33 protein-coding genes are annotated in these 23,672 nt (G+C 68.6%); 21 read left to right on the forward strand and 12 right to left on the reverse strand.

Going from position 1 to position 23,672, the window contains the following annotated elements; translation table 11 throughout:
- Window positions 1-2 precede the first annotated feature (2 nt).
- From OHQ87_RS03080 to OHQ87_RS03100, 5 genes are read left to right on the forward strand one after another with little or no spacing between them, the layout of a single operon-like run.
- Window positions 3-599 carry a DUF262 domain-containing protein gene (locus OHQ87_RS03080; protein ID WP_328344722.1) on the forward strand — a complete coding sequence of 199 codons (597 nt, stop codon included), beginning with the start codon at window positions 3-5 and terminating at the stop codon, window positions 597-599.
- Between the two features lie 5 nt (window positions 600-604).
- Window positions 605-880, forward strand: coding sequence for a hypothetical protein (locus tag OHQ87_RS03085; RefSeq protein WP_328344724.1), 276 nt, complete (start codon window positions 605-607; stop codon window positions 878-880).
- Window positions 880-1,113 carry a hypothetical protein gene (locus tag OHQ87_RS03090; protein ID WP_328344726.1) on the forward strand — a complete coding sequence of 78 codons (234 nt, stop codon included), beginning with the start codon at window positions 880-882 and terminating at the stop codon, window positions 1,111-1,113. Before OHQ87_RS03085 ends, OHQ87_RS03090 begins: the two co-directional genes overlap by 1 nt.
- Window positions 1,110-1,541, forward strand: coding sequence for a hypothetical protein (locus OHQ87_RS03095; RefSeq protein WP_328344728.1), 432 nt, complete (start codon window positions 1,110-1,112; stop codon window positions 1,539-1,541). Before OHQ87_RS03090 ends, OHQ87_RS03095 begins: the two co-directional genes overlap by 4 nt.
- 15 nt (window positions 1,542-1,556) lie before the next feature.
- Window positions 1,557-1,763 (forward strand): hypothetical protein, encoded by a 207-nt coding sequence (locus OHQ87_RS03100; RefSeq protein ID WP_328344730.1) that lies wholly within the window; start codon window positions 1,557-1,559, stop codon window positions 1,761-1,763.
- A 355-nt stretch (window positions 1,764-2,118) separates the two neighbouring features.
- Here OHQ87_RS03100 and OHQ87_RS03105 read toward each other — a convergent pair whose 3' ends face one another.
- From OHQ87_RS03105 to OHQ87_RS03115, 3 genes are all read right to left on the reverse strand, one after another.
- Window positions 2,119-2,562: a hypothetical protein gene (locus OHQ87_RS03105; RefSeq protein WP_328344732.1), complete on the reverse strand. Its 444-nt coding sequence runs from the start codon at window positions 2,560-2,562 to the stop codon at window positions 2,119-2,121.
- Window positions 2,563-2,842: 280 nt separating this feature from the next.
- Complete coding sequence (locus tag OHQ87_RS03110; RefSeq protein WP_328344734.1) at window positions 2,843-3,172, reverse strand: hypothetical protein; 330 nt, start codon at window positions 3,170-3,172, stop codon at window positions 2,843-2,845.
- 23 nt (window positions 3,173-3,195) lie between these two features.
- The gene (locus OHQ87_RS03115) at window positions 3,196-3,966 is read right to left on the reverse strand and encodes a helix-turn-helix domain-containing protein (protein WP_328344736.1); all 771 of its coding nucleotides are present in this window, start codon (window positions 3,964-3,966) and stop codon (window positions 3,196-3,198) included.
- A 236-nt stretch (window positions 3,967-4,202) separates the two neighbouring features.
- On the opposite strand from OHQ87_RS03115, the gene OHQ87_RS03120 reads away from it, so the two are divergent.
- Window positions 4,203-4,730: a hypothetical protein gene (locus OHQ87_RS03120; RefSeq protein ID WP_328344738.1), complete on the forward strand. Its 528-nt coding sequence runs from the start codon at window positions 4,203-4,205 to the stop codon at window positions 4,728-4,730.
- 68 nt (window positions 4,731-4,798) lie between these two features.
- On the opposite strand, the gene OHQ87_RS03125 is transcribed toward OHQ87_RS03120, so the two are convergent.
- Window positions 4,799-5,563, reverse strand: a complete 765-nt coding sequence (locus tag OHQ87_RS03125; RefSeq protein WP_328344739.1) for a GntR family transcriptional regulator — start codon at window positions 5,561-5,563, stop codon at window positions 4,799-4,801.
- Window positions 5,564-5,673: 110 nt separating this feature from the next.
- On the opposite strand from OHQ87_RS03125, the gene OHQ87_RS03130 reads away from it, so the two are divergent.
- The 12 genes from OHQ87_RS03130 to OHQ87_RS03185 all read left to right on the forward strand — a co-directional run bounded on the left by OHQ87_RS03130 (window position 5,674) and on the right by OHQ87_RS03185 (window position 15,557).
- Window positions 5,674-7,578 (forward strand): DUF2637 domain-containing protein, encoded by a 1,905-nt coding sequence (locus OHQ87_RS03130; RefSeq protein ID WP_328344740.1) that lies wholly within the window; start codon window positions 5,674-5,676, stop codon window positions 7,576-7,578.
- 98 nt (window positions 7,579-7,676) lie between these two features.
- On the forward strand, window positions 7,677-8,060 hold the full coding sequence (locus OHQ87_RS03135; protein WP_328344742.1) for a hypothetical protein: 384 nt from the start codon (window positions 7,677-7,679) through the stop codon (window positions 8,058-8,060).
- A 31-nt stretch (window positions 8,061-8,091) separates the two neighbouring features.
- Complete coding sequence (locus OHQ87_RS03140; protein ID WP_328344744.1) at window positions 8,092-8,361, forward strand: hypothetical protein; 270 nt, start codon at window positions 8,092-8,094, stop codon at window positions 8,359-8,361.
- Window positions 8,358-8,579, forward strand: a complete 222-nt coding sequence (locus tag OHQ87_RS03145; RefSeq protein WP_328344746.1) for a hypothetical protein — start codon at window positions 8,358-8,360, stop codon at window positions 8,577-8,579. Before OHQ87_RS03140 ends, OHQ87_RS03145 begins: the two co-directional genes overlap by 4 nt.
- 134 nt (window positions 8,580-8,713) lie before the next feature.
- On the forward strand, window positions 8,714-9,010 hold the full coding sequence (locus OHQ87_RS03150) for a hypothetical protein (RefSeq protein WP_328344748.1): 297 nt from the start codon (window positions 8,714-8,716) through the stop codon (window positions 9,008-9,010).
- Window positions 9,011-9,013: 3 nt separating this feature from the next.
- Window positions 9,014-9,406, forward strand: coding sequence for a hypothetical protein (locus tag OHQ87_RS03155; protein ID WP_328344750.1), 393 nt, complete (start codon window positions 9,014-9,016; stop codon window positions 9,404-9,406).
- Between the two features lie 4 nt (window positions 9,407-9,410).
- Entirely contained in the window at window positions 9,411-10,400 is a 990-nt protein-coding gene (locus OHQ87_RS03160) for a hypothetical protein (protein WP_328344752.1), read from the forward strand.
- Window positions 10,401-10,429: 29 nt separating this feature from the next.
- Entirely contained in the window at window positions 10,430-12,901 is a 2,472-nt protein-coding gene (locus tag OHQ87_RS03165; RefSeq protein WP_328344754.1) for a hypothetical protein, read from the forward strand.
- 56 nt (window positions 12,902-12,957) lie between these two features.
- Window positions 12,958-13,554, forward strand: a complete 597-nt coding sequence (locus OHQ87_RS03170; RefSeq protein ID WP_328344756.1) for a hypothetical protein — start codon at window positions 12,958-12,960, stop codon at window positions 13,552-13,554.
- Window positions 13,551-13,931 (forward strand): hypothetical protein, encoded by a 381-nt coding sequence (locus OHQ87_RS03175; protein WP_328344758.1) that lies wholly within the window; start codon window positions 13,551-13,553, stop codon window positions 13,929-13,931. Before OHQ87_RS03170 ends, OHQ87_RS03175 begins: the two co-directional genes overlap by 4 nt.
- Window positions 13,903-14,904 (forward strand): helix-turn-helix domain-containing protein, encoded by a 1,002-nt coding sequence (locus OHQ87_RS03180; RefSeq protein ID WP_328344759.1) that lies wholly within the window; start codon window positions 13,903-13,905, stop codon window positions 14,902-14,904. Before OHQ87_RS03175 ends, OHQ87_RS03180 begins: the two co-directional genes overlap by 29 nt.
- A gap of 341 nt (window positions 14,905-15,245) precedes the next feature.
- Window positions 15,246-15,557 carry a hypothetical protein gene (locus OHQ87_RS03185; protein ID WP_328344761.1) on the forward strand — a complete coding sequence of 104 codons (312 nt, stop codon included), beginning with the start codon at window positions 15,246-15,248 and terminating at the stop codon, window positions 15,555-15,557.
- 253 nt (window positions 15,558-15,810) lie between these two features.
- Here OHQ87_RS03185 and OHQ87_RS03190 read toward each other — a convergent pair whose 3' ends face one another.
- The gene (locus OHQ87_RS03190) at window positions 15,811-15,960 is read right to left on the reverse strand and encodes a hypothetical protein (protein WP_328344763.1); all 150 of its coding nucleotides are present in this window, start codon (window positions 15,958-15,960) and stop codon (window positions 15,811-15,813) included.
- Window positions 15,961-16,122: 162 nt separating this feature from the next.
- On the opposite strand from OHQ87_RS03190, the gene OHQ87_RS03195 reads away from it, so the two are divergent.
- Together OHQ87_RS03195 and OHQ87_RS03200 are read left to right on the forward strand one after the other, a co-directional pair.
- Complete coding sequence (locus OHQ87_RS03195) at window positions 16,123-16,617, forward strand: hypothetical protein (RefSeq protein WP_328344764.1); 495 nt, start codon at window positions 16,123-16,125, stop codon at window positions 16,615-16,617.
- A 134-nt stretch (window positions 16,618-16,751) separates the two neighbouring features.
- Window positions 16,752-16,907: a hypothetical protein gene (locus OHQ87_RS03200; protein WP_328344765.1), complete on the forward strand. Its 156-nt coding sequence runs from the start codon at window positions 16,752-16,754 to the stop codon at window positions 16,905-16,907.
- Window positions 16,908-17,025: 118 nt separating this feature from the next.
- On the opposite strand, the gene OHQ87_RS03205 is transcribed toward OHQ87_RS03200, so the two are convergent.
- On the reverse strand, window positions 17,026-17,442 hold the full coding sequence (locus OHQ87_RS03205) for a hypothetical protein (protein WP_328344766.1): 417 nt from the start codon (window positions 17,440-17,442) through the stop codon (window positions 17,026-17,028).
- A gap of 92 nt (window positions 17,443-17,534) precedes the next feature.
- On the opposite strand from OHQ87_RS03205, the gene OHQ87_RS03210 reads away from it, so the two are divergent.
- Window positions 17,535-17,855 (forward strand): hypothetical protein, encoded by a 321-nt coding sequence (locus tag OHQ87_RS03210; RefSeq protein ID WP_328344767.1) that lies wholly within the window; start codon window positions 17,535-17,537, stop codon window positions 17,853-17,855.
- Here OHQ87_RS03210 and OHQ87_RS03215 read toward each other — a convergent pair.
- From OHQ87_RS03215 to OHQ87_RS03240, 6 genes are all read right to left on the reverse strand, one after another.
- The gene (locus tag OHQ87_RS03215; protein ID WP_328344768.1) at window positions 17,852-18,184 is read right to left on the reverse strand and encodes a hypothetical protein; all 333 of its coding nucleotides are present in this window, start codon (window positions 18,182-18,184) and stop codon (window positions 17,852-17,854) included. The two genes, OHQ87_RS03210 and OHQ87_RS03215, sit on opposite strands and share 4 nt — an antisense overlap.
- A gap of 232 nt (window positions 18,185-18,416) precedes the next feature.
- Complete coding sequence (locus OHQ87_RS03220) at window positions 18,417-18,740, reverse strand: hypothetical protein (RefSeq protein WP_328344769.1); 324 nt, start codon at window positions 18,738-18,740, stop codon at window positions 18,417-18,419.
- 42 nt (window positions 18,741-18,782) lie between these two features.
- Window positions 18,783-19,685 (reverse strand): hypothetical protein, encoded by a 903-nt coding sequence (locus tag OHQ87_RS03225; protein WP_328344770.1) that lies wholly within the window; start codon window positions 19,683-19,685, stop codon window positions 18,783-18,785.
- Between the two features lie 39 nt (window positions 19,686-19,724).
- Window positions 19,725-21,845, reverse strand: coding sequence for a hypothetical protein (locus OHQ87_RS03230; RefSeq protein WP_328344771.1), 2,121 nt, complete (start codon window positions 21,843-21,845; stop codon window positions 19,725-19,727).
- A gap of 10 nt (window positions 21,846-21,855) precedes the next feature.
- A complete protein-coding gene (locus tag OHQ87_RS03235) occupies window positions 21,856-22,548 on the reverse strand; it encodes a hypothetical protein (RefSeq protein ID WP_328344773.1) in 693 nt (230 codons plus the stop codon).
- The gene (locus OHQ87_RS03240; RefSeq protein ID WP_328344775.1) at window positions 22,533-23,651 is read right to left on the reverse strand and encodes a hypothetical protein; all 1,119 of its coding nucleotides are present in this window, start codon (window positions 23,649-23,651) and stop codon (window positions 22,533-22,535) included. Before OHQ87_RS03240 ends, OHQ87_RS03235 begins: the two co-directional genes overlap by 16 nt.
- Window positions 23,652-23,672: the final 21 nt, after the last annotated feature.

Raw genomic sequence — 23,672 nt, forward strand, 5'->3', positions numbered from 1 at the left:
TCATGACCCGGCAGACCAGCACCCCGCTCCAGCGCCTCCCCATCGACACCTTCCGCCGCCAGGCTCGCTGGCTCGTCAAGCAGATCGAAGCCGGCGAGATCGACATCAACCCGCCATACCAGCGCGGCTCAGTCTGGACCGAAGACCAGCGGGTCGCCCTCATGCGTTCCCTGCTCTCCGGGACCCCCGTGCAGTCGATCATCATCAACGACCGACACGGCGACTGGTGGACTGACACCGACAACTACGACCGGCACAACGCCAACGGCATCGCCTCTTACGTGGTGGTGGACGGCAAACAGCGCCTCCTCTGCCTCTCCGCATGGTTCAACAACGAACTGGCCATCCCCGCGTCGTGGCTGCCCGCCGAAGAAGTGCTGCACACGGAAGACACCCCAGACGGCCCGTACGTACGCGCCAGTGGGCTGACCGACCTCGGCCGTCGGATGACGGGGGAGCGGATTCAGCTTGCCGTCGCCGAGGGTCAAATGGGCAGCCTCCGGGAGGAAGCAGCCGTGTACGTCCTCGTCAACGGCCAGGGAACCCCACAGGCCGACGCCGACATGGCCAACGCCCAGCGCGTCGCCGAAGGGAAGTGACCGGCATGACCGGCCAGCCCGCCACCGTCGAGCAGTACGCCGCCGACCACCTGACCCGGCAACTCCACAACACCGCAGCCAGCCTGACCGATCTCGCCGACACCATCCGTCGACTCGCCGACGACGTGCCCCGCGTAGACGGCTCACCTGGCCGCCCCCACTACGCCGGGATCGTCGGGCAGGCCGTCAACGAAATTAACACGACACTGATGAACCTCAACCTCGGCTCCCTCGCCAACCGGGCCGCCGAAGCGGACACCGCCCGCGTGAAGGGGGAGTAGTGGCCGACCGGGATGCCCTACTAGCCCAGCTCGCCACCATCCGCCCCCGACGGCAGGCGATCGACACCGAAGAACTCCAGCTTGTCGCCGACCTGCGTGCCGCCGCCTGCCCCTGGAAGTTCATCGCCCAGGCACTCGGCAGGGAAACCCCCAACGTCATCGCCACGTTCAAGCCGAAGCTGGAAGAGACACGCACCGTCCGGGTCCGACCCAACCCCGAGGAGAAGCCGTGACCAGCCAGCCCAAGTCGTTCGGGCGAGCCCTCCTGTCCGCCCTCGCCGACCCGCAGGGCTACCTCGCCAGCGCCACCCGCCTCAACGCCGGCCCCGGCTACACGTTCACGTACACCGTCGCCCACGAGGCGTGGTGGTGGCCCGCCCGACGTAAGGCCGACCCCCTCCCCACCCTGATGGTCGCCAAAGCCGCAGACGGCGGTGGCTGCGCATGGGAGTTCGCCGTCGTCCACAAGCAGTTCACTGCCGTCGACCAGGCCGCGATTCAGGTGCGGGTGTTCAATGACGGGTTCGCCGCCTACACGGAGATGGCCCCGTTCTTCGCCGCGCTCGCCGACCAGCAGCCGACCACCCTGGACGGGGTGCGGGCGATCCTCGACGGCTTGGGCGTGGTCGACGCCACCGAACGCACCAACCCGAACGACTGAACCCGAGGAGACCGCATGATCCCCACCGTGTGCCCCGCCCCCACCACCCACACCGGCCACTGCCACGACACCCGCTACGACAACCGAGGCGACTGCCACGGCCACACCCACACCTACACGCTCACCGACTACATCCTCGACGGGAGGCCGGGGGAGCAGATGCAGATGTGCGGCTCCCACGGCCGGCAGGCCAGCCGAAAAGGCGAGGTGAAGCGCGTCTGACCCCAACCACAGAAGAAGCCGCCCAGCTTGATGCTGGGCGGCTTTCTTGTGCCCGGTGGGAGGGGTGGTGACATGACCGGCAACAGCACCACCCCCGACAACCAAAGCAACCGATGAGCGGCCCCGGCTGAGACCGGGGCCGTTTCGTGTCGAGAGGAGACCACCATGCCCCGTAAGCCACCCCGCCCCCGCAGCCGATGTAAGCCACACCCCTGGGAACCGTGGGCTGGACCTGCTGCCCGCTTCGGCGTCGAGGTGATCGCCGCGATTGTCCGAACCCTCACCCAGTAGCCGCTTGGTGCCGCCCACCCACCCGGTAGGCGGCCCCGGTGCTCGCCCCTTACGAAGGCGGCCGTCAACACACCCGTTCGATCACCACACCAAACGGGTACCCATCCGGGTAGTTGATATACACCACCATGTTCACGCACACGCCCGGGGGCGCATACACCTGCATCCCGTAGCTCCACCCCGTGCCGGAGTCGTACTCCTCCCACGTTTGGCCGTAGTCAGAGGAAAGGGTCTTGCTGGTTACGCCGCCGGCCGGGTTGCCCGTCACGCGAATCCAGTTCGTCTGGCAGGTGCGCGAGTACCACAGCTCGGCGCGCTCCGTTGTGCCTGCGCCTCCTGACGTACTGAACGGGAAACTCCTGTACATGAACGAGTTGCCGGCGCATCCGCTGGCGTACGGGTCGGTGCCGTAGTGCTGTGGTCCGGCCTGCGCTGGTGCTGCGGCCAACCCGACCAACACCAGGATGGTGGCGAGTGTGGCTGCCGCGTAGCTGACGAGTCTGCGCATGGGGCTCCCTCCGTCGTGTGACTGTCCACGTTGGTGCACGACGGGTGTGGATGTCTGTGGTGTGTCGTGTAGCGGGCGGGAATCGTGACGGATCGTGTTCGCGTCGCTACAATCCCGGGCGGACGTGGGGTGGCAGTGACGGCGACTTCCATCCGGGGCCGCCCATCCGGTGTGGTGGGCGGCCCCTTCCGTGTGCTGGCGTGAGCAACCACAGCAACCCGATGGCACTTGCTACCGGTTTGCTAGACGTTTGCCATGGCACCTGCCATCCGAGCAGCCGTCACGCCGTGGGCAGCGGACCCAGACGGGCCGGATGCACCAGCCGCAGCCGCTCCACCCCGCCCACCGTCTCCGGCACCAGGTAGCCGCCCAGCTTCAACTCACGCACCATCTCCGCCACCGGCGGATCGTTCGGGTGCCCCCGTTCCGCCAACACCGAACCGGGGATCACCTCGCCGAGATCGTGGCTGAGCAGGAACACGACCAGGCCAACCGTCGGGTACTCGGGGTACAGGTCTTTCAGCCAAATCTGCGGTACGTGGGTGTTCTCGCCGTCGCGGGGCACGTCCACATCGCACACGATGTCCAGAAGCTCACTGCTGTCGGTCATGATCGCTCTCCTTCAAGGTGGGGTTACTCGGGGGACAAGCCTTCGTTGTCCAGCCAGTCCAAGACGCCAGTACGCGGGTTCTCTTCGTGGATCTTCTCCAGGTAGCGGCCAGGCCACTTGATGGACGGGGTGCGGTTGACGCGAAACGCCCGGTACCACAGGTCAGCGGTCCAGGTGCCCTCCGGCCAGCGAGAGCCCTTGCCGCCCTCGCAGGTCAGCTTCTCACCAACAATGGAGCGGAACAGGGCACGGTCCTCGTCACGCCAGTTGCCAGACGATCCGTCGTAGCCGCCGGCAGGTTCCGGATCGCCGTCGTCAGCTTCGGTGTCGCCTCCGCCGCCTTCGCTTGCGAAGGTGGGGCAGGACAGATCAGGAGCATCTTCTACTACGGTTCTTCGGTCTAGTTCTTCTATAGAACGGCCTTCACCATCCGACGGGATACCGTCCGACGGTTTGGGACTTATGGTCCGACCTGCGGAAATGTCAACCAGGTGTGGCTGCGACACGTCGTAGAAGACGTGCTCCCAGCCGATCCGGCCGTCGTCGCCCCTGACGCGCTTCCGCTCCAGGTATCCGGCCTTCTCCAGCTCGTTGAGTGCCCGGCGGATCGTCTTGATGCCCTCACCCTTGACGGTGCTGGCGGCCAGGCTTTCGGCGGTGATCCGCCAGTTGTCGGGCCGAGACACCACGTCGCTGAGGATGCCTCGGGCTACGTAGCTGATCCGCTTGTCGCGGGCGACCGCGTTGCGGAGGATGAAGAAGTCTCGGGTGGGTAGCGGAGATCGCTTGATCACGGGGCCACCTCGCCGCTGCGGCGGGTGTCTCGTGGCATGCCTGGTATCCGCACACCAGTGCGGACGGGATACACTCGTACCCTCATCGTGGGTCGCCTCCTAGCGGCGATCAAGGGGCCGGATTCCAGGCGTTGGCGCGCCTGCCGGCCCCGTCTTCTTTTGTGCCTCCATCCTACCGTGTGTCCGGATCATGCCGGCCGACGGCGACGCTGGTGGGGCACGCATACCCTCACCCCGTGGACACCCAGAACCTCGTTACCCTCGGCGTCGCCCTTCTCGCAGCAGCAACAGCCGTATGGGTTCCCACCTGGACCTTCAAGCGGACCCTCGAACTGGAACACGTCAAGTGGATGCGCGACCAACGGTCACAGCTCTACATCGACATGCTCACCGAGGCGTACGCCGAGAAGCAGTGGCACCTCCACCTCATGACCGAGCATGAACTTCACCTCATCGGCACCCGCGACGGCGACGAACCCCGCGTACCCCGCACCGAACTCCCGCCCCCTCCAAACCTGCGGCTCGGCGACGTCGAGAGAGCGCGGCTCGGTGCCCGAAGTGCCGCATTCGCCAGCGGCAGAGTGATTGCGGCGTTCAACGCCTTCAACGGCGTCCTCGCCCGGACTTCACTGCTTCCGCCGAGGACTGAGGGCGATGCCCACATGGCGAAGATCCGTGCAGACGAACTGTTCGCCGCGCTGGAGAAGGCGATTCGCGATGAACTGGGCGCGACCAAGCCCGACCTGCCCGCGCAGCGACACTAGATCGTCCTGCACGACGAAGCCCCGGCCGGTCACCCGGTCCGGGGCTTCATCGTCTGCGGCGCGGGCGACTACAGGTCGATCTCGTACTCCAGGCGCACCCCGTCACCCGGATACACAATCTCCCGGGCCACCTCCACCACCCGGTCACCGGCGTACATCTGCCGGGTGATCGCCAGCACCGGACCCGACGGCATGCGCAGCACCTCCGCCTCACGGGCTGTCGGCATCCGCGACTCCACCGTCTCCACCACCCGCGTCACCCGCACCCCCAACGACCGCAGGTGTCCGATCGCCCCGCCCTGCGCCGGCTCCGACCCCGGCCCGGCGACCGATGTGCCGGCCACCATCTCCGCCAGGTAGTACGACGTCGACATGTGGGTTGGCCAGCCGTTCAGGCGGAACACCAGATCACGGCGCACCAGGCCCGTGCCCGGGTCGACGTCGAACAGTTCGGCGACCTCCGGTGACGCAGGCTCCGTCGTGATCACCGCATCCGGGTTGTGCTGGTCAAACCGAATCCCGTAGTCGTGCGTCACCGATGTCTGCGGGTTCTCCGGGGTGGACTCGACGTCGGCGCGGTAGCGGGATGACGCCACCCGGACCGGCTTGAGGCGGGGCCGCACGAACGAGCCTCGGCTTTTGATGGTGTGAATGCGCCCCTGCTCCCGCAGCACCGCCAGCGCCTGCCGGGCAGTGTTCCTGGCGACCCCGAACTCGGCCTGAATCTCCTTGTCGGAAGGGAACGGCATGCCGTTGCCGAGGATGCCCGCGTCGATGCGCCGCCCGAGCTCGTCTGCGATCTGGGCGTATCTGGGGCGGGGGTCGGCAGCCATGCAGGTCACCCTAGCTGCCGATCTTGCAAGTTTCGCATCACCTGTATGGACACGACATGAGAGTATCCCTGTATAGACACACCGGTCTAGTCAGGTGTACGTTATGACCCGTGACCAACCACGCGACCCTCGCCCTCATCCCCGACCCGGGAGAGCCGGACCAGTGGCACGTACCCGCCCCGGTCAACGGCGGCTGGCTCGCCGACATCACCGCGTGGGCCGACACCATCCCCGGCTGGTCCTGGGCCGCAGCCCTCACCACCCTCACCCTCTTCACCGTCATCTCCCTACCCTGGGCACGCGCACAGGCATACAAAGCAGGACGACGCACCGCCGGCACCACCACCGACACCAAAGGCCGGGCACTGTTCATCGCCGCCATGGTCCCCGCCGCGTTCTTCTGGCTCGCCGTCCTCGCCGGCAGCTTCCGGGGCCTCGCCGCATTCGGCCGCGACACCCTCCACTGGGCCGACGGGTGGGAATACCTCGTCCCCCTCACCCTCGACGGCATCGCCATCAGCTTCGGGTTCCTCGCCTTCCGGGCAGTCCGCTCCCACCGGTCACCCGACCGGGCAGTCCACGTCGCCACCGGTGCAGCCGTCGCATCCGCCCTCATCAACTACGCGCACGAAGTCAGCGTCGGCGGCTCATGGGTGGGCGGCGGCTACCTCGCCCTGCTGTCCATCCTCGGCCTGCTGATCTTCCACGAGTTCCTCGACCAGTTCACCGAAGGCACCGCCTACATCCAGCGGGTCAACCCCAAGTTCGGGCTGCGGTGGCTCACCTGGCCGTCGAACACGGTGTGCGCGTGGATCGCCTGGCGCAACTACCCGCCCCTGCCACTGCCGTCCAACCCGACCGACGGGCAGAAGCGGTGGTGGGGGTCCATCAACCACGCCGTCGCCCACCTCAACACGGTGCGCCGTGCCAAGCGCATCGCCCGCCACACCGTCGACCTCAACCAGAAGCGACACACCATCCACCCGCTGCTGGCCACCATCCCCCCAGTCCGGCAGCTCGTTGCCACCCTCACCGCCCAGAGTGCGGAGATGGCGGAGATGTCCGCCCGCCTCGACCAGGTTGCCGCCGGCTACGAGGCGGAGAAGCTGCGGGCTGCCGCTGCGGAGAACCGGGCGGAGACCGAACGGCAGCGCGCCGACAACGCTGTCGACGCCCAGACCATCGCCGAAGCGGAGACCGTGGAAGCCCACCGTCGGGCGGAGAAGCTGCGCGGCGAAATGGAGGCGGAGATGACCCGCCTGCGGGCGGAGACCACCAACACCATCCACCGCACCGAGTCCATCGCCGACCGGCGGGTCACCACCGCGCAGGCGGAGAAGGACCAAGCCCTCGCCCGCATCGACCAGCTGGAGCAGCAGTGGATTGAGGCGAAGCAGGAAGCGGCTGTCTCCGCCGAACGTCTCTCCGCCGCACAGACCGAAACCGTCTCCGCTCTCCGCTCCGCAGAGCAGGCGGAGAAGGAAGCCGCATCCCTCCGCTCCACCCTCACCCAGGTTGCGGAGAAGCACACCGCCGAACTGGCGGAGACCACCGCACGGTTCCGGGTGGAGATGGCGGAGAACGAGGCACGCCTTCGGGCGGAGATGAGCACGGTGAACCTCTCCACCTGGCGGAGTGAAAGCCGCAGCGGAGAGCGGAGGAAGCCCACCACCGGGCAGCGGGGCAAGCCTGCGGAGAACCGCAGCGGAGCCTCCAACCAGCCGCGCATGAGCGACGGAGAAGCAGTTCAGGCGCTTCTCCGCGCCCACCCCGAACCCGACTACGAGTGGAAGCAGACGGAGGTGCAGGCGATCACCGGAGCAGGCTTCGGTCGGATCCCCCGGCTGATCTCCGCCGTCGCGGAGCACCACCGGGCCGCCGTCGCGGAGAACCACTCCGGTATCGCACGGAGCGCCGACGCGGAGCGGAGCGGAGACGCCACCAGCCCGGAGACCACTCCGATCGGAGAGGACACGGAGATTGCTCGAACCCCCGCGACTGTCGCTGCCGGCTGATCTGCGGAGTGACGCGGAGAAGTTGCTGTGGCTTCTCCGCTCCGCATGGAACGACGGACCGAAGTTGATCGAACGACCCGAACCGGAGGAGGACCCCGATGAGCACTGACACCGTCACCGCACCGCTGACGACCCTCACCGAGGCGGAGGTTGCGGAGATCCGCAACAACCTGCCCGACGTCCACATCTACTTCGACGAGCCCGACACCCCGACCGTCCTCGACGAGGTGCACATCCACCGCGACCGCACCCAGGACGCCTACGACGCGTCCGTTATCGGCGCTGGCCTCATCGGCACCGCCGCCGCGTTCGCCCACGCCTACAGCCCGTACGTCCTGCTCAACAACACCCTCATCGGACTCACCGTCGCCCTGGTCTTCACCGCGATGCTGCTGCGCTGGGCGGTCACCCGGGAGGGCCGCAAGTGGGTGTACGCCGACACCGACGAACCCTGCGACCCGAACCCCGCCCCAGCTGTCTGACCAGCGCAAACACGAGGAATTCGAGATCAACATGGCATCGAAAATCTACGAGATCACCGTCTACAAAGACCGCCGGGAGGTACGCGACATGCAGCCGTTCCTCACCAGCGTCGACCTCGAAGACGGGGACACGACCGCCGACACCCTCAACCGGCACCTGCTCGGGGCGGTGCTGCGGGCCAACGCCCACCGCTCCGACGTGCACCGCTTCCACCTGGAAGCCCGCGACGTGGACCGGGACGGCAAGGGACGCGGTTCGGTGCTGTGGCGGTGGGCGATGCCCGCAGGGGAGGGCGTGTGATGGCCGGCAGGGCCAGGAAACCCGAGGTCAACCGGCATGCGTGGCATGAGGCGAGGGTTGCCGAAGCCCGCACCCCGAAGGAGAAGTTGTGGGCGCTGTGCCACTGGCTGGTGGCGGAGGCGTTCCACGCCGGACCCGACCAGTTGCAGGCCGCCACCGACATGGTGCGGGGCCGTATCACCGAACTGGCTGAGGCCAGGAAGGAGGCCACCCGATGACGACGACTGTCACCGAGCGTGAAATTCGATCCCCTATCAACGGGCGGGTGCCCCGCCTGGACAGCCCGCCCGCGCCCGCGCGCGCGGGCGCGAGATTACCGGTAACAGTCAGTGTTGGCAAGGTGTGGGGGTCGGTGTGCTCCGCATGCCGTGATTGGTGGGCATGGACGGCCCGTCCCGCCACCCTCGCTGACCTGTGGGCGGCGTCCGCCGTCGACCCGAAGCGCATCCCCACTAACAACACGGCGCTGCGTGTCGCGTGGCAGGTGTCCAACTGGACGGACCGGCTGCTCATGTTCGCCGCCATCGCCGCCGCACCCACGCTCGCCACCGGCCCGCTGCGGTGGCTCGCCGCACGCCCCACCCGCCGGTGGGCGTTCTACCTCATCACGGCGGCACTCACCGCCACCTACACCCTCGGAAAGGGGTGACCCATGTTCAACGTCGGAGCCGGTGTCGGCCTCATCATCATCGCCCTGTCCGCCCAGTACCTGATCGCCAAGCGGCTCAAGCACCAGAAGGTGTCCAAGTTCTACAGCTGGGTCGCCTGGGTGTTCGCCGTCCTCGGCGGTGTCGCCGTCACCGGTGACCTCGGTGACGCCGTCGGTGTCACCGCCGGTGGTGCCGCCATTGCCTCCATCGTCGGCCTGCTGTTCATCGGTGTGGACATCGCCGACAAGCGGCCCGACTGGTTGGCGTTCGCGTTGATCATCGTCACGCCGACGATGATGCGCGCCTCCGGCGGCACCCTCGGCACCATCTACGACGGAATCCTCATGCTGCCGGACTCGATCCTCGCCGGCATGCGCACCTTCCTGGGGATGTGACCGGGTGATCGATCCGATCTCCATCCTGGTGACCGTGTTAGCCCTGTACGGGCTGGCGAAACGGTCACCGCGTCTGCTCGGCGAGTTGGCTGAGGAGTGGCAGGCGGCCCGGCGGGGTGAGGAGTCCCCGTCGGCTGCCGCCCGCCGGCAGCGGCTCATCGCCAACGGCATCGACCCCACCACGGGCGGCCCGATGCGCCAGTACGTGGGTAACCGGTGGCGGGACTTCTGGCTCGACGAGGACCTGAAGGCCACCCGCCGCCGCGCCGAACGCCTCGACAAGGAAGCAGCCGGGGAGGTGCTGTCGTGGCGGGAGCGGATGGAGTCCCGCATGGATGACGAGGTGACCCGCCGCGCCGAGCAGTGGCGCACCCGCCCTGACGGCGACACCACCCCACCGGTGACGGTCACCGACATTCCCCGGCAGAACCCGGGCGGCAGCACCCCACCGCCCCAGCGTGACGGTCACACCAACCCCGGCTGGGCCTCCGACACCGTCCACGACACCCCGCCCACCGGCGGCCCCGAACACACCAGCCCCCCGCCGCACGACACCCCGCCCACCGGCGGCCCCGACCGGGAACCCATCCGGGTCGACGTCACCGTCGGCGAACCCACCCGCCCCACCAGCAGCCAGCCAACCGCCGAACCGGCAGCAATCACCGCAGGAGGAACCATGTCCAACACTGTCGCCCAGCAGGCCGTCACCGGTGTCGTGTCCGGTGCCGCCGAGGCACGCGCCATCGAAACCGCCCTCAACGCCGCCACCGAGGAGTATGTGACCCGCCTCAACCGGCTGCGGGGTCGCATCGCCCAGTTGGGGGAGCAGACCGTCGGCACCGTGCAGATGTCCGGACGGTCGCAGGTGGTGGCGAACATCGCCGCCGCCGCCGAAGCCGCCGCCGCCGCGCAGGCCAACGCCCGGTCGTGCACCACCGAAGTGGTGCCGCTGCTCGGCCAGGTGGCCCGAGCGTTCGAACGCATCAACAGCTGACCCCGCCCACAACCCTCAAGGAGGACGCCATGGCAGTGACGACGCACCGGCCGACGCCGCTGCCGCACAACGGCGGCAACCCGGCACCCGACTTCACCGGTGCCGCCCACAGCAGGACCGCCCCCACGCCGGTGCCGGTGGGGGCGACCCGAATGCAGCCCTGGCACATTGACCCGGCCGATGACCGGCGCAAACGCATGCCGTACCCGGTGCCCGTCGACAACGACAACCACCGCACCCCACACGTGCTGCACCAGTGCCCGAAGATGCGCAACACCAACGGTGGTGGCAAGGAACGCTGCCCGGTCACCGCGTGGATGCTGCCCGGCGAGCCGCGCCAGTTCTGCCAGCACCACGGCGAACCGCTGACCCCACCGAAGACGTCCACCGGGCTGGTCGACTTCTTCGCCGAGGTGCGGCGTCTGCACGGCCGTTCCGCTGCCGCATGGGCGCTGCCCGCCTCCGTCGTCACCGTCGACATGGCCGCCGCCGTCGCCCACCTGCCGGCCGCCGGGGTCGCCGCGTTCGCGCCGGCCGCCGCCGGGGCCACCTACCTGCACGTCAAGCGGACCCTCACCCGCCGCGCTGTCGCCCGCAACCGCATCGAGGTGGGGCAGCGCACCGGGAAACGTGTTCGCGCCATCCACCGTCAGGCGCAGCGGGCCGCGCTCACCGCCGGGGAAACCAGCCTGTGGGCTGCCGCGCTCGCCGCCACCGACATCACCACCCTCGCCGGTCAGATCGTCGCCGCGTTCGGCCTCGTCCGGTGGGCGGTCGGCGCATACCGCTGGTGGGCTGACGCCGACGCCCGCCGGGCAGCCCCCACCCCCATCACCATCGACACCGCCGCTGTCGTCGACACCCCACCAGTGGAGGCACCCAACCCAGTGCAACTGCACGCCGTCACCACCTTCGCGACGCTCATCGGCTGCACCGGTGGCCCCCTCGCCGGCACCGAACTCGTCGACTGGAAACAGCTTCCCGCCTGCGACGTCGGCGCGAACATCCGCACCCGCCTACCCAACTGGACGGCGAAAGTCGTCGCGAAGATTCCCGGCTCCATCAACATGCGGGAGCAGCGCCCCCTGCTGCGCGGGCGGATCGCCGCCGCCTACGGATGCACCTACGCCGACGTGTCGTTCGCCGCCGACGAGTCGGACCTGTCCATCGGCTGGCTTCGCGTGCAGCCAGACAACGTGCTTGCCGAAACGAAACTGTGGCCCGGCCCCGCCACGGCAGGCGAATGGAAGCGGGGACGGTCCCGCATCGGCCGCTACGACGACGGCGAAGACATTTGGTACCAGTGGTGGACGAAGACAGGTGCCGCCCACGACCTGATCTCCGGCTGCACCGGCTCCGGCAAGTCGGAACTGGTGGCGCAACTGCTGCTCGCTTCCCTCCACTCGCAGGGCCTGGTTCTCGACTGGGTTGGTGACCCGCAGGGCGGACAGTCGTACGGGGCGCTCAAGGACGCCGTCGACTGGTTCGCCCGTGACACCTCCGAGATTCGGTTCATGCTGCTGGCCGCACTCAAGGAGATGTTGCGCCGCAACGACGAACTGGCGGCAGCGAACATCAAGACGTGGCAGCCCACGAAGAAGATGCCGCTGCTGGTCATCACCTTGGATGAGGTGCAGTCGTACATCGACGACCCGATCATCCTGGAGTTGGTGGAGAAGCTGGTCGGGCAGGGCCGCAAGTGCGGCATCAAGATGCGGCTGATCACCCAGATCCCCGCCGCGTACAACCTGGGCGGTTCCACGTACATCAAGGAGCAGTTGAAGGCCGGACAGACGTTGATCTTCCGGGCGATGACCGACATCGCCGGCCGTTCGGCGGTCGACGGGGACTGCCCCGTCGACCCGACGGAACTGCCCGACAGGTGGGGCAAGAACACGTGCGCGGCAGGCGACACCACCGCCGGCCTCATGTACGTGCAGGGCATCAACGGTCGCGACGTGTACGGCCGCGCCGACTACACCGGTGAGGACATGCGGGTGTGGTTGGTCGACGACGCCGGCCAGTCGACGCTCACCCCCGGCGTGTTTGGTTCGGAAGCGCAGCAGGAATCGGGGCCGCTGTGGGGTGACCGGAAGGAGCGGGCGGCGCTGCTGATTGCCGCCGGCCGCAACGACGCCGACCTGCTGTCCGGGGGGAAAGCCGTCGAGTTGTTGGAGGCCGCCGCTGTCACCCAGGTCACCCCGGCGTCGCTGCGGCCCACTCAGCCGAGCACGCAGCAGCAGGCGGCGGCACGGGTTGCCCGCGATGTGGTGCTTGAGGCCGCCCGGGAGAACGCCGACGGGCGGGGACTTGTCACCAAGGAGCAGGTGGTGAAGGCGCTTGCCGCGATGGTGGAGCCGATGAAGGACGGCACCCGCGACAAGGCCCTCACCGACCTGGTGGCCGACGGGAAGCTCCGCCGCGTCAAGAACGGCCTGTACGAGGTGCCCGGTGCTGCCGCCGCGCCTTCCCTTTTCGAGAGCACGGAGGCAGGCCAGTGACCGCGACTGCACAGCAGTACACCGACCGACGTGAGTGCGCCCTGTACCGGTTTTGGGTGCGCCACCCTGTCACCGGGAAGGTGGTGCTCGGGTACATCGGGGAAACCGGCCGGCTGCCGTTCGTGCGCCTCATGGAGCACGTCCTCGCGCAGCCGTGGGCGGACACGATCGTCCGCTGGGAAGTTGACCCCACCACCTACTGGGGTAAGCCGGCGGTGGAAGCAGCCGAGAAGACCGCCATCGAGCAGGAACGGCCCCTGTACAACGTCGAGCACAACATGGGCAACCCGGACCGGATCAAGCCGTGGGAGGCGGTGGCGCAGCGTCAGGCCCGGGAGCCTGGCTGGCAGCCGCCGGTGGTGAAGCCGAGGGTGCCGCACCCGCGCGGCGGTAGCCGTCAGCCCCGGAAGGCGCAGGTGCCGGAGTGGCGGCAGCGGGTGCAACTGTTCGGCCAGGTGGCCTACTGGCTGGGTGTGGTGTTGTTCGGCGGGTGGGTGACTGCTGTTGCCGCCTCCGGTCCGGTAGCCACCTGGGTTGACGGACTCGCCTACGGGATCGCGTTGCCGACGGTGCTGGTGTGCGCCCCGTGGCCTGCGATCCGCCGTCGTGCCGGTCGTGGGGTGCGCCGGTGGTGGCGTCGGGTGACCCGGTGACCGGGGTGTGGGGGTGGCAGTTGCTGGGCAGGTCGGGGGAGATCCGCACCTACGGCACCGTCCACCTGTGGGGTGATTTGGACGAGCAGCATGAGCAGGCCCATCGGTGGGCTGCCGACCGCATGTGCGCCGAGCTGTGGCGTGTTGAGCCCCGGTGGGAGCGCCTGTCCGGGTGGCGGGTGCGGGTGTGGTCCGGGCAGCGGGAGGCGGTGGCCGAGGCGGAGGAATGGTTGGCGGTGCTGCGGGCGGGGCCGTTGGCTCGGGTGCGGGATCGGGTGGAACTGCTGTCCCGGCCGGTGGGGCGAAGCCTCGCCAAGGTTCATGCCCCTGAAGTAGGAAGGAACCGTGATGCCGTCACGCATACGAAGTCTGGTTGACCCGCGCTTTCCGGCCACCCTCGCCCACCTGCGGGCCAGCCGGGGCATGTCCCTACGCGACCTCGCACGACAGATTCACCGAGGCAAGAGCTACATCAGCGAACTGGAAACGAGCCGCACCCGACCGTCGGCCCTGGTGGCCGCCCAGCTCGACGATGCCCTGCAAGCCGGCGGCACCCTCGCCGCCCTCGTCGTCGACCTGCCCCCCGTGGTGGCCGACGACGACGCCCGCATCACCCACAACCTGGGCCGCCCCCAACGGCTCGATGTCACCACCGTGGCGTTGCTCGCCGACCGGCTCGCCGAACAGCGACGCCTCGACGACCGGCTACCCGCCCCCATGCTGCTGCCCACCGCCGCCCGCCAGCATCACACCGTGCACCAGCTCGCCGGGCAGGCGCGCGGACCACACGCCGACGCGGTGCGGGAGGTGGCCGCCGAGTGGACCCAGTTCCTCGGCTGGCTGCACGCCGAAGCCCGCAACGACGCGCACGCCGTTCGGCTGCTGACCGAGGCCACCGACCAGGCCGACGCCATCAACCATGGGCCGCTCGCCGCACAAGCCAGCAACTTCCGGGGCTGGTTGGAACGGCAACGCGGCAACCCGCGCGGCATCGTCCGCCACTTTCTCGACGCGTACCACACCCCGGGGGCCAACACGCTGCAACGGGTGGGGGATGCCATCCAGGCCGCCCACGGGTACGCCCTGCTCGATGACCGGGTGGAGGCCATGAGGTGGATGGGGGTCGCCAGTGACCTCACCACGGCGGCCGAAGCCGCAACCCCGCCGGTCACCGCCTACTGGCTGTCCCCGACGTTCCTGCGGCTGAACCTGGGCTTGGCGTTCACAGGGCTGGGTGATCCTGCGGCAGCCGCCGACAACCTGCGTGTCGGGCTTGCAGGGCTGCCGGCGGAGCATCAGAACGCCCCGTGGACGGTGGAGTATCGGATGGCACTGGCCGCACTGGAGTGAAAGATAGTTTCCGGACAGGTTCCGGACGTGTTGGGGCCGCCTACCCGCCGGTCACCGGGCACGCTGAACATGTCGGTACCAGCTGTTCTGCTGTTCCCGACGTGGAGAGGCGCAGCCCGCAGCAGGCCGGAGGCCGGTGCTGGTTGTAGCCGGAGCAGTGTGTGGTGCTCGCGGGGGTCCCCAGCCCCTCCGGGCACCACACCCCCGGAGGTGGTGGCGGTGGCGCACAGTACGCAGCCCGACGGCAACAGCCGCATCTGGGACCGCCTGCCACCTGACCCGTACGGCAACCCTGGGACGCACGCCCCCCTGTACCCGGATGAGCCGGCCATTATCGGCGGGTGCGCCGCCGCGAGGATCGCCCAGAATTTGCCGTGGCGGTGGCAGCGGTGACCGCCGTGGACCTGCCCGAGGTGCCGGCCGGAACCGTCATGCAGTTCGCCGCCGCCGACTGGTATCCGAGCCCCCGCCGGCACGCCGAACACGATGTGACCGTCGTGGTGGCCGCTGTGTACCGGCAGGAACTTGCCGGCCGAATCTGGGTGCGCGGGCATGTGTGCTCGTGGCATGAGCCGGACTGTGGCACGTCGGCGTGCTGGGAGTACCAGGTGCACACGTCGGCGGTGCGCGCCCAGCTCGGCGGTGGCCGGTGACGGGCATGGTGGAGTCGGATGATCCGGCGGCGGTGTGGGTGGTGGCGCGGCTGGTGTTGGACTCGCATGCCCGAGGTGTGACCTGCCAGCGGTGCACGGCGGATGGATGCGATCAGGTGCCGTGGGCGGAGCGGATGGTCGAGTGGGGTCGGCGGGGTAGCCCGGGGGAGTGCCCAGCCTGAACGCACGACAACGCCCCACCCCCGGCGCGGGAGGTGGGGCGTTGTTCTTGTGGGTGAAGGAAAGCGTGTTCCTACTCTGGGTCGGGTTGGGTGTTCTGGGTGCGGGCCTTGTTTCGGGCGCGCCGGTCCAGCTCCCGGCGGATTGCCCGTTCGAGGAAGACGGCGAACTTCTCCCCGTCCTCTTTGGCTGCGTCGTGGGCCTCGTCCCATGTGGCTCCCATGCGGACGCTGCGGCCTTGGATTTGCCCTGTTGCCGGTCGCCCCGGCTTGCCGTCTGCCATGCAGAAAATGTAGCACAAAAACTTGCCGTGAGCTGTTGTGGTCTACTGCCCGCCGTGCCATACTTGTATTACAAGAAAGGCTAGCGAGCAGGGGAGACGGAAATGGCGAACACCGACATCATCACCACCGCCCGGGAAATCCACACCACCGAGCAGCAGATCGCCGACGCCCGCACCGCCCGCAACCGCACCGACATCGCCCGCCTCAACCGGCAACACCGCAAGCTCACCGCCACCCTCCAGCAGATGACGATCGCCGCCCTCAACAACGGGGCCGACGCCGGCACCCTCCGCGCCCAGGTGTGGGCCGCCCTCGACGGCAAGGCCACCACCCCCGCCGACCTGGAGCAGGTCATCGTCGACACCATCCACCAACTGGCCGCCGAGCCCGACGCGTGGGTGTCCCTCACCCGCCTCCGCGCCGCCCTCCCCACCACCCACAACCGCGACGCTGTGGACACCGCCCTCCGCAACCTGGACCGCAAGCGTGCCGTCGACATCGCCCCCGAGGACAACATGCGGATGATGACCGAGGCGGACCACGCGGCAGCCCTGCGGCACGGCGGGCAGGACCGGCACCTGATCGCCACCTGCTGACCCCAGGTACGCGAAACAGCCCCCACCCCGATCGGGGTGGGGGCTGTTGTCTGTGGCCCGGAAACACGTCAGGGAAGCGCTTTCCTCCACCCGCCTCAGCGTCAACCACCAGCCCAGCGGGTACCGCACCCCGCATGAACCGGGAGCACTGGCAGGCGCTCGCCCACAAGCACAGCCGGTGCGACACCGACCCCCGCCGCTGCCACGACTGCGCCGCCTACTGGCCCTGCTGTTACCGGCTCCGCGCCAACACCGAACTGGACACCCGCCGGCCCGCGCACGCCCACTGAACGCAGAGAAGGGGCCGCCCCGCCTCCTGCAACCCGCGTGGCGGCGGGGAAGCAGAAGACGGGACGGCCCGATGGGTGCCGGCGCTGGGGAGCTAGACCGGGGAACCCGAGAGGAAAGTCAGACCACGTCGGCGGCAGACGGCCCCGACACCACCACACCATCGACCACACGCGGGTCCGCCTTCGGCGTCGACTGCGGCCGGATCACCAGCGCCGTCAACAGCGCCACCGACGCCGCAGCGATCGAACCCACCTGCGACTGCGACAGCGAGAACCCGTAGGTGGCAGCCAGCGTCGCCCCCGTGGTGATCACACCCACCAGCAGCGTCGGAGCGACCGGCCGCACCTTCGCCGCGATCAGCACCGCCGCGACAGCCGTCAGGAACGCCTCGATCGCACCGGCCTGCGCCGCCGACAGGAAGTCCAGGCCGAACGCCACGAACACGGCCAGCAGGGATGCGACACCGCCGATGAGGACTGCCGGTTCCCGGCCGAAGATGGTGCCCGACGTTGCGGGCAGGTTGACGTCAGTCATGACCCCTCCATGGGGTGATCTTGGAATGTAAGGAAACCGGCCGAAGCTTTAAAACAGGCCGGCAGAATTAACGTCGCCGTACGATCAGCGGCATGAGCGGGCCGGGAAAGCGGGTGCAGCCGTGGAACCTGCCCGGCCTACAACGGGTCCGCCGCTGGCAGCAAGGCCACACCGGGCATCACGCCGCGCGCCACGTCGCCCTTGGCGAACTGCCGGACGGCAGGTGGATCGCCGAACACGCCGACCTCACCATCGGGTCGTACACCCACCCCACCCGCGAGGCCGCCGAACAGCAGCTCACCGAATGGATGTGGGACGGCGAATGGCATGAGGTGCCCGCCGCCTACAAGGCCGACGGGCAACCGTACGGCGACGGCTGGGTGCGGCGCGGCAGCCAATGGGTGCGCAGCTAACCGTCGCGGGACAACCGCCTCCGCTCCCGCCCCACGAACGCCCGATACGACACCAGCCGCAGCAACAACAGCGCGTCAATCAACGCCAGCATGCCCAACCCGAACACGGCATCCCACACATCACGTTGCGACGCCCCCGGCCAGCGGACCACCACCAGCACAATCTGCCGCAGGTAAAACAACCCCACCAGCAGCACCCACCCGGACGCGTCCCACGCCGCCAACCGCCGCCACTGCCGAGGCCGATGCGCCGTCAAAAACGCCAACGCCGACAACAACCCCACCACCAGCAGCACCAACACCAACACCTGATACGTGACAGCACTCATTCGCCCCGCACCACCCGCCGCAGCCAGTCGTCATACGCGTTCGCCGTGTTGTGCGCGCGCAACCGCTCCGTCAACTGCTCCGCCTCCACCCTCCGCCGGGCAGCTGCACGCCGATCCTGCTCAGCCAGCGACGCCGAACGGTCAGCGCACGCCACAGCCTCCCGGGCCTCCGGTGATGGCTGACGCCCCCAGTCGAACGGCCACAAAGCTGTTCGCATGCGTCGCCACCACCTCATGAGATACGCCCCCCGCCCGTGGGGTGCCCCAACTTGTCGAGCAGCCCCGTCGCGGTGCGGGCGGTTTCTACCGCCGCATTCGCCGACCGGGACGCGTCGATGAACGCATCCCGGGTGGCCTGGTGGGCGTCCCTTTCTTTCTCGTAGGACGCACGCCACGTGTCCCGGTCGGTGCGCATCTGCTCATATGCCCCCTTCGGCACCAGCCAACCCATGAGGATCAGCAGCAGCACCACCCCGGGGACACCCCATTGCAGGATCGCCCCGAGAACGTTGGGTGTGTCTGTGGTGGCTGCGTCGGCGGCCCATCGGATCAGCATCGGCCCCCCGAGTGTGTGTTGATGATGTGGTGCCGCGCCCGGTCAGTCGGCGAAACGCCGGGCCAGTTCGTCGGCGACCTGCCGGGCGATGCTGGGCGGGATGGCGGCGGCGATCTTCTCCGGGGTGAGCCCGGCCAGCACACCGGCCGTCACCGCCGGGGCAGATGCCTCCGCGCCCTCACGGGCTGCTGCCCGGATCTGCTCCAGCTCGGCCGCATCCAGGCCGGCAGCCTCCCCCAGGGTCACCAGCGTCTTACCCAGCCACGTGGTGTCCGTGTTGCCGTGCACCACCGCCCACGCCACGTCCCGGATCTGCTGCACCACACTCGCCGGGTACCGGCTGCCCTTCTTGCCCTCACCCAGCAGCGCCTCATGCAGCTCGGCGATCTGCGCCTCAGCCTTCTGCGACATGTCGTCTCCCCCTCGAATGCGGGCCACCGGGTCATAGCCGGCCCCCACAGTGCTCGACTCGAAGCCGGTCAGGCCCGAGATGTGAATGTGCCCCCGGTCCGACGACGCCCGCCGGGAGTAGTTGGGCTGCCACGAGTCATGCCAGCACGGGCCACCGTTGTCCCGCTCCGGCTCCCAGTTCAGGTACTTCAACCAGCGAACATCCGCCACGCCGGCCTTCCGGTCGGCGACCAGACGGGCACCCAACTGCTGCAACGACGGCAACGGCAGCCCGTCCACCTTCGACCGGGCACCTTTCGGCGGGGGCATGATGTCGACCGCGTAACCCACCCCGTACACGGCCCGACCCGGGTAGGCAGTCGCCGAGTAGGGGGTGTGATCCTCCGGCGGCTCATGCGTCAGGTGCGCCTCGTTGCCGATGTCGTAAACCACATACCCGTGCGCGCGCAGCCGAGACTTGAGATCCTGCGCCGGCTGCATCAACCGGAACGGCCTGCCCCGGCTGATCCACTGCTGATAGTCGGCCCGACTCACCAGGCCACCCCCTTCGAGTAGCCGCGAATGATCGCCATGTCACGCCTGCCAGCTGCCGTATCCGGTGGTCCCGTTCGCCCCACGGGCTAACGCTCGGTACTCGTAGTTGCGGCCCGACCGGACCGTCCAGTCGTCGTACACCCCCGCCGCCGACAAGCCCTGCACCACCGTCACCGCCACCTCATCCGGCTGCCCCGCCTCGCGGCGCTGCAAGTCGTTGCCGAGCAGGGCCGGTTGACCCACACCAGGGGCAGGATTGGTAATCACCAACCGGATCACACCCAACGCGGGCAGCGGCGACGCCGACACCGTGGGCAGCGGCGGCTCCACATAGTCGACGGCGATGGTGGTGACGACTTCGCCCGATGGAAGCCCCTTGGCGTTGCGGGTCTGCACCACGATCGTGTACGTGACGCCGTCGGCCAGCGGGTACGGGACCGTGTACGAGGTGCCCGCGCCGGCACGCCAACCCGAGTCGTGCAGCACATCCGAACCGTCACGCAACTGCACCCGGTACGCGGACTGCTCGGTGACCGCCCACGACACCGCCACCGTGTCCGACGTCCACGTCACCCCATCCGGGGTGGGCGCGGTGATCGTCGGATCCACCGGTGAGGCCGGCACCACCACCAGACCATCCGAATACAGGGAGGCTGTGTCGGCGGTGTCCCACACCCGCACCCGGAAGGTGTACGGATCATCGGTCGGCGACGCCCATCCGGCCGGCAGCACCCGCAGCGATGTGCCGCCCGCGTTCTTCTGCTCCGCCGGCTGCCAGGTGGCGTCCGAGGCGCGCAGCCACTGCACAGCACCTGAGCCGATCTGCCGCGACAGCGCCCACGCCGTCTGTGCATCCACCGGGTCCGGATCGGAGAACAGCCACGGCAGGTCCAGCGACGCGGCGACATCCATGGCGGCACCGTTGTTCGGTGGGGCTTGCGAGGTGGACCCGACCAGCCACGTCGGCACATCCGGTGCATACGTGACCACCTGATGCGTGGACACGATCGTGTTGGGGGAGCCGGCGTGGGCGGTGAGCACGTCATACCGGGCGGACCCGTACGACTCGCGGCGCACCGCAAAGTTCTGCCCGGTCGTGCCCATGATCGGGGTGGCGGTGACCGTCGCCCACGACGTCCAGGTGGCGGTGGCCCTCTGAAAATCGGTGTAGTACAACACGGTGTCGGAGGTGCCGACCGCGTACACCCGGAAATCACCGGACGTCGAGTTGTAGGCGAGGGTGCAGTTTCGGACATCCCCGGTCGGGTGCGGCGGGGACGTCCACCGCACCGAAAGGCTGTTGGCCGCGTTGCGTTCGGTTACCGCCACCGTGTCAGTGGCACCCGTCGCAGGGTTCGGAACGGCGATGAGGAACCGGCTGCCGTCCCACCGTCCCGTGATGGCGTCCTGCGCGGCGACCGAATCCAACGACACCGGGGCCGTTGGCCCCGCCCAGGCACGGCCCGTCCACGCCAGTTTCACCACGAATGCGCGGGTGCGGCCGAACACGCACCACAGGTGCGGGGAGTTCGCCGTCTTCGCGTTACCGATGTGCTCAATGTCCAACGACGGTGTGGACCGGCCCGTCGATAGGGGCGCGGACAACCATTGCCGTTTGCCGGTGATCACCGCATTGTAGGAGGTGAGAACTTCGGAGGCGCTGACGTTCGCGCCGTACAGGGTGACACCCATGCTCGCCCCGACAACAGTGCCGACAGCCACCACCACACGGGCGGTGCTGTCGGCGGGAATTTTCACCACCTGCACATCCATACCGGTGTGCACAGACCCGGCCACCCCACCGTTGCCCGGTGAAGCGGCCAGCAGGGGCGTGCCGGCGGTGAACGACAGTTGGTCGCCTTGGCAGCGGCGCACCCAAATTCGGTCCTGGCTGGCCTCGGCGGTCCGGTAGGCGATGGTCAAACGCTCGTCGTTGCCGATGTGCAAGCTGGAAATCTCCCGCACAGTCGCGGAGATCGTCCACGACCCGGCGAGACTCCACGTGCCGGTGCCGTACGTGGACCGGTAGTAGTTGACCCCGTTGCCGGCGTTGTTGATGACCGCCGCCCATAGGTGTCCCCGCAGGGACTGCCGGGCAATCTGGCTGACCGGCGGATAGTTGAGTGGATTGGCGAGGGTGGAGGTAGTAACGGACCCCATCGCGCACCTCCTAGATCGGGCAGGCGTGCGGCCAGTCGGCGGGGCTGCCGGGCATGCGGTGCACTTCCAGGTAGCGGGGGGTGGTGGGGGTGCCGATGTGGGTGACGGTGCCGGTGGACGCCTGCGCGGTAACCGCGACCGTTTGCTCAGTCAAGGCCGTGTCGGTGGCGTTCGCTAGGTAGTGCTCGCCGATGAGGGCGTACGGGTTGCCGCCCGAGTAGGCCGGGTAGTGGCCGAACTGCCCCCAGTCGACGAGGAACGGCCCGGCTGCGCGGTCTCGCACCCGCCACAGGCTGTAGTTCGCCACCGACCCCTGCTGCTGCCCGCCCAGGCGCAGCCGGTACACGGTTTGTGGGGCGAACGTGAACCCGGTGAGGGTGAGCACCACCGCCTCCGAGGTGACCGCCGCCGAACTGTTGGTGTCGGAGGCGACCGCCACCAGATCACCGGCACCGCCGAACACTCCGGTGATCACCCAGTCGGAGCCATGGCGAATCAACGTCACCCGAGCGGCGAGGCGTGGCTGCACATGGGCGAGCACCTTGGCCGGCACCGGCACCTGCGACCCGTCGAACGCGACCGCAACCGTTGCGCCGGACAGGTCAGCGACCGTGCCGACGGCGGTGACAATCTGCCGTGCCGCCTGGATGCGGGTGTCGATCAGCCGGATGAGGTCTGCGCCCCACATCAGATGATCCGCCATTCGTGGGTCATGTCCGAGCCATCGAACGGCAACGTCCACGACGTGCCGAGAACGTTGGAGAAACGCCCGATGTCAGGGTCGTCGACCACCAGCCGGTCGAAATGCCAGTGCAGCGGGTTCGGGAACGTTGCCACACGGAGGGTGGTGGGGGCGCGCATGTCGGCGTCGATCATCGCCAGCGCGGTACGCACCAACGCCTCGTGGTCGGCGGCGTCGGTGAACTCGACGCGGGTGATGACCCGCCCGTTGCGGGCCGACACCGACGTGTCCCCCTCGAAGTCGTTCTGGAAGATGAACAGGCCATCACCGTCCACCGGCGGCTTGTCATCGATGTTGTTCTGCCGGGCGATCACCCACCGGTTCGGGGCCTCAAAAAAGTCCCGCACCGCCGTTCGCGCCGGCGACAACATCGACGTCTGCTGGCCGGCGTCGTACACCCACTCCGTCGCCCGCTCCTTGGGCGTCTGGTACGGCTGGCAGCGCAGTTGCCCATCCCAGTCCGACCAGATGCCCTGGTATCCGATCGCCTCAAGCAAGTCGTTGACGATCGACAACCAGCGGGTTTGGTCATCCAACGGCCACACCCGCGCTGACGGCAGCACCGAATCCGCCCGCGTCTGGTCGATCAGGTAGCGGGTGTAGCCCTGCTCCCGCAGGATCTGCTCCACCGCCACCAGGTACGGGGTGCCGGCGGCGACCGCGTACGCCTCACCGGTAGGCGAGTACAGGCCGTGAAGGATGTCCACCCCCGCCACGTCGTAGGTGACAGGCTGCTCCCCGAACGTGCGTTCCGGAACCGACGGGTAGTAGACACCAAGGTTGAACCGGGCGGTCACCCCCTCGTCGCACACCTCCAGGTAAGGGCGCACCAGCGCCGAAGACCACGCCAACTCCCGCGACAACGCCAGCGAGGCGGTGCCGTGGAGGGTGGCGTAGGAGTTGCGGGACACCGACCCGCCGGCCAGGTCGGTGGAGATGTTCTCGACCGTCTCCAAGTTCTGGTCGACCAGCTCACAGCCTGCGGTCACGGTGGGGGCGTTGGAGTCCCGCAGCAGCCAGGTGACCTGCTCGGCGGGCAGACTCTGGCGGGGTGAGGCGGTCAACGGCTGCACAACACCCCCTAC

The organism is Micromonospora sp. NBC_00421 (genome assembly GCF_036017915.1).
Taxonomy (GTDB): Bacteria; Actinomycetota; Actinomycetes; order Mycobacteriales; family Micromonosporaceae; genus Micromonospora.

Excerpts from the sequence above, each read along its gene's own strand:
- OHQ87_RS03135 (WP_328344742.1), top strand. The coding sequence starts at position 7,677 with ATGAGCACTGACACCGTCACCGCACCGCTGACGACCCTCACCGAGGCG.
- OHQ87_RS03190 (WP_328344763.1), bottom strand. The coding sequence starts at position 15,960 with ATGGGAGCCACATGGGACGAGGCCCACGACGCAGCCAAAGAGGACGGG.
- OHQ87_RS03105 (WP_328344732.1), bottom strand. The coding sequence starts at position 2,562 with ATGCGCAGACTCGTCAGCTACGCGGCAGCCACACTCGCCACCATCCTG.
- OHQ87_RS03180 (WP_328344759.1), top strand. The coding sequence starts at position 13,903 with ATGCCGTCACGCATACGAAGTCTGGTTGACCCGCGCTTTCCGGCCACC.
- OHQ87_RS03080 (WP_328344722.1), top strand. The coding sequence starts at position 3 with ATGACCCGGCAGACCAGCACCCCGCTCCAGCGCCTCCCCATCGACACC.
- OHQ87_RS03110 (WP_328344734.1), bottom strand. The coding sequence starts at position 3,172 with ATGACCGACAGCAGTGAGCTTCTGGACATCGTGTGCGATGTGGACGTG.
- OHQ87_RS03220 (WP_328344769.1), bottom strand. The coding sequence starts at position 18,740 with ATGCTGATCCGATGGGCCGCCGACGCAGCCACCACAGACACACCCAAC.
- OHQ87_RS03195 (WP_328344764.1), top strand. The coding sequence starts at position 16,123 with ATGGCGAACACCGACATCATCACCACCGCCCGGGAAATCCACACCACC.
- OHQ87_RS03210 (WP_328344767.1), top strand. The coding sequence starts at position 17,535 with ATGAGCGGGCCGGGAAAGCGGGTGCAGCCGTGGAACCTGCCCGGCCTA.
- OHQ87_RS03140 (WP_328344744.1), top strand. The coding sequence starts at position 8,092 with ATGGCATCGAAAATCTACGAGATCACCGTCTACAAAGACCGCCGGGAG.
- OHQ87_RS03230 (WP_328344771.1), bottom strand. The coding sequence starts at position 21,845 with ATGGGGTCCGTTACTACCTCCACCCTCGCCAATCCACTCAACTATCCG.
- OHQ87_RS03200 (WP_328344765.1), top strand. The coding sequence starts at position 16,752 with ATGAACCGGGAGCACTGGCAGGCGCTCGCCCACAAGCACAGCCGGTGC.
- OHQ87_RS03165 (WP_328344754.1), top strand. The coding sequence starts at position 10,430 with ATGGCAGTGACGACGCACCGGCCGACGCCGCTGCCGCACAACGGCGGC.
- OHQ87_RS03100 (WP_328344730.1), top strand. The coding sequence starts at position 1,557 with ATGATCCCCACCGTGTGCCCCGCCCCCACCACCCACACCGGCCACTGC.
- OHQ87_RS03215 (WP_328344768.1), bottom strand. The coding sequence starts at position 18,184 with ATGAGTGCTGTCACGTATCAGGTGTTGGTGTTGGTGCTGCTGGTGGTG.
- OHQ87_RS03235 (WP_328344773.1), bottom strand. The coding sequence starts at position 22,548 with ATGGCGGATCATCTGATGTGGGGCGCAGACCTCATCCGGCTGATCGAC.
- OHQ87_RS03205 (WP_328344766.1), bottom strand. The coding sequence starts at position 17,442 with ATGACTGACGTCAACCTGCCCGCAACGTCGGGCACCATCTTCGGCCGG.
- OHQ87_RS03155 (WP_328344750.1), top strand. The coding sequence starts at position 9,014 with ATGTTCAACGTCGGAGCCGGTGTCGGCCTCATCATCATCGCCCTGTCC.
- OHQ87_RS03125 (WP_328344739.1), bottom strand. The coding sequence starts at position 5,563 with ATGGCTGCCGACCCCCGCCCCAGATACGCCCAGATCGCAGACGAGCTC.
- OHQ87_RS03085 (WP_328344724.1), top strand. The coding sequence starts at position 605 with ATGACCGGCCAGCCCGCCACCGTCGAGCAGTACGCCGCCGACCACCTG.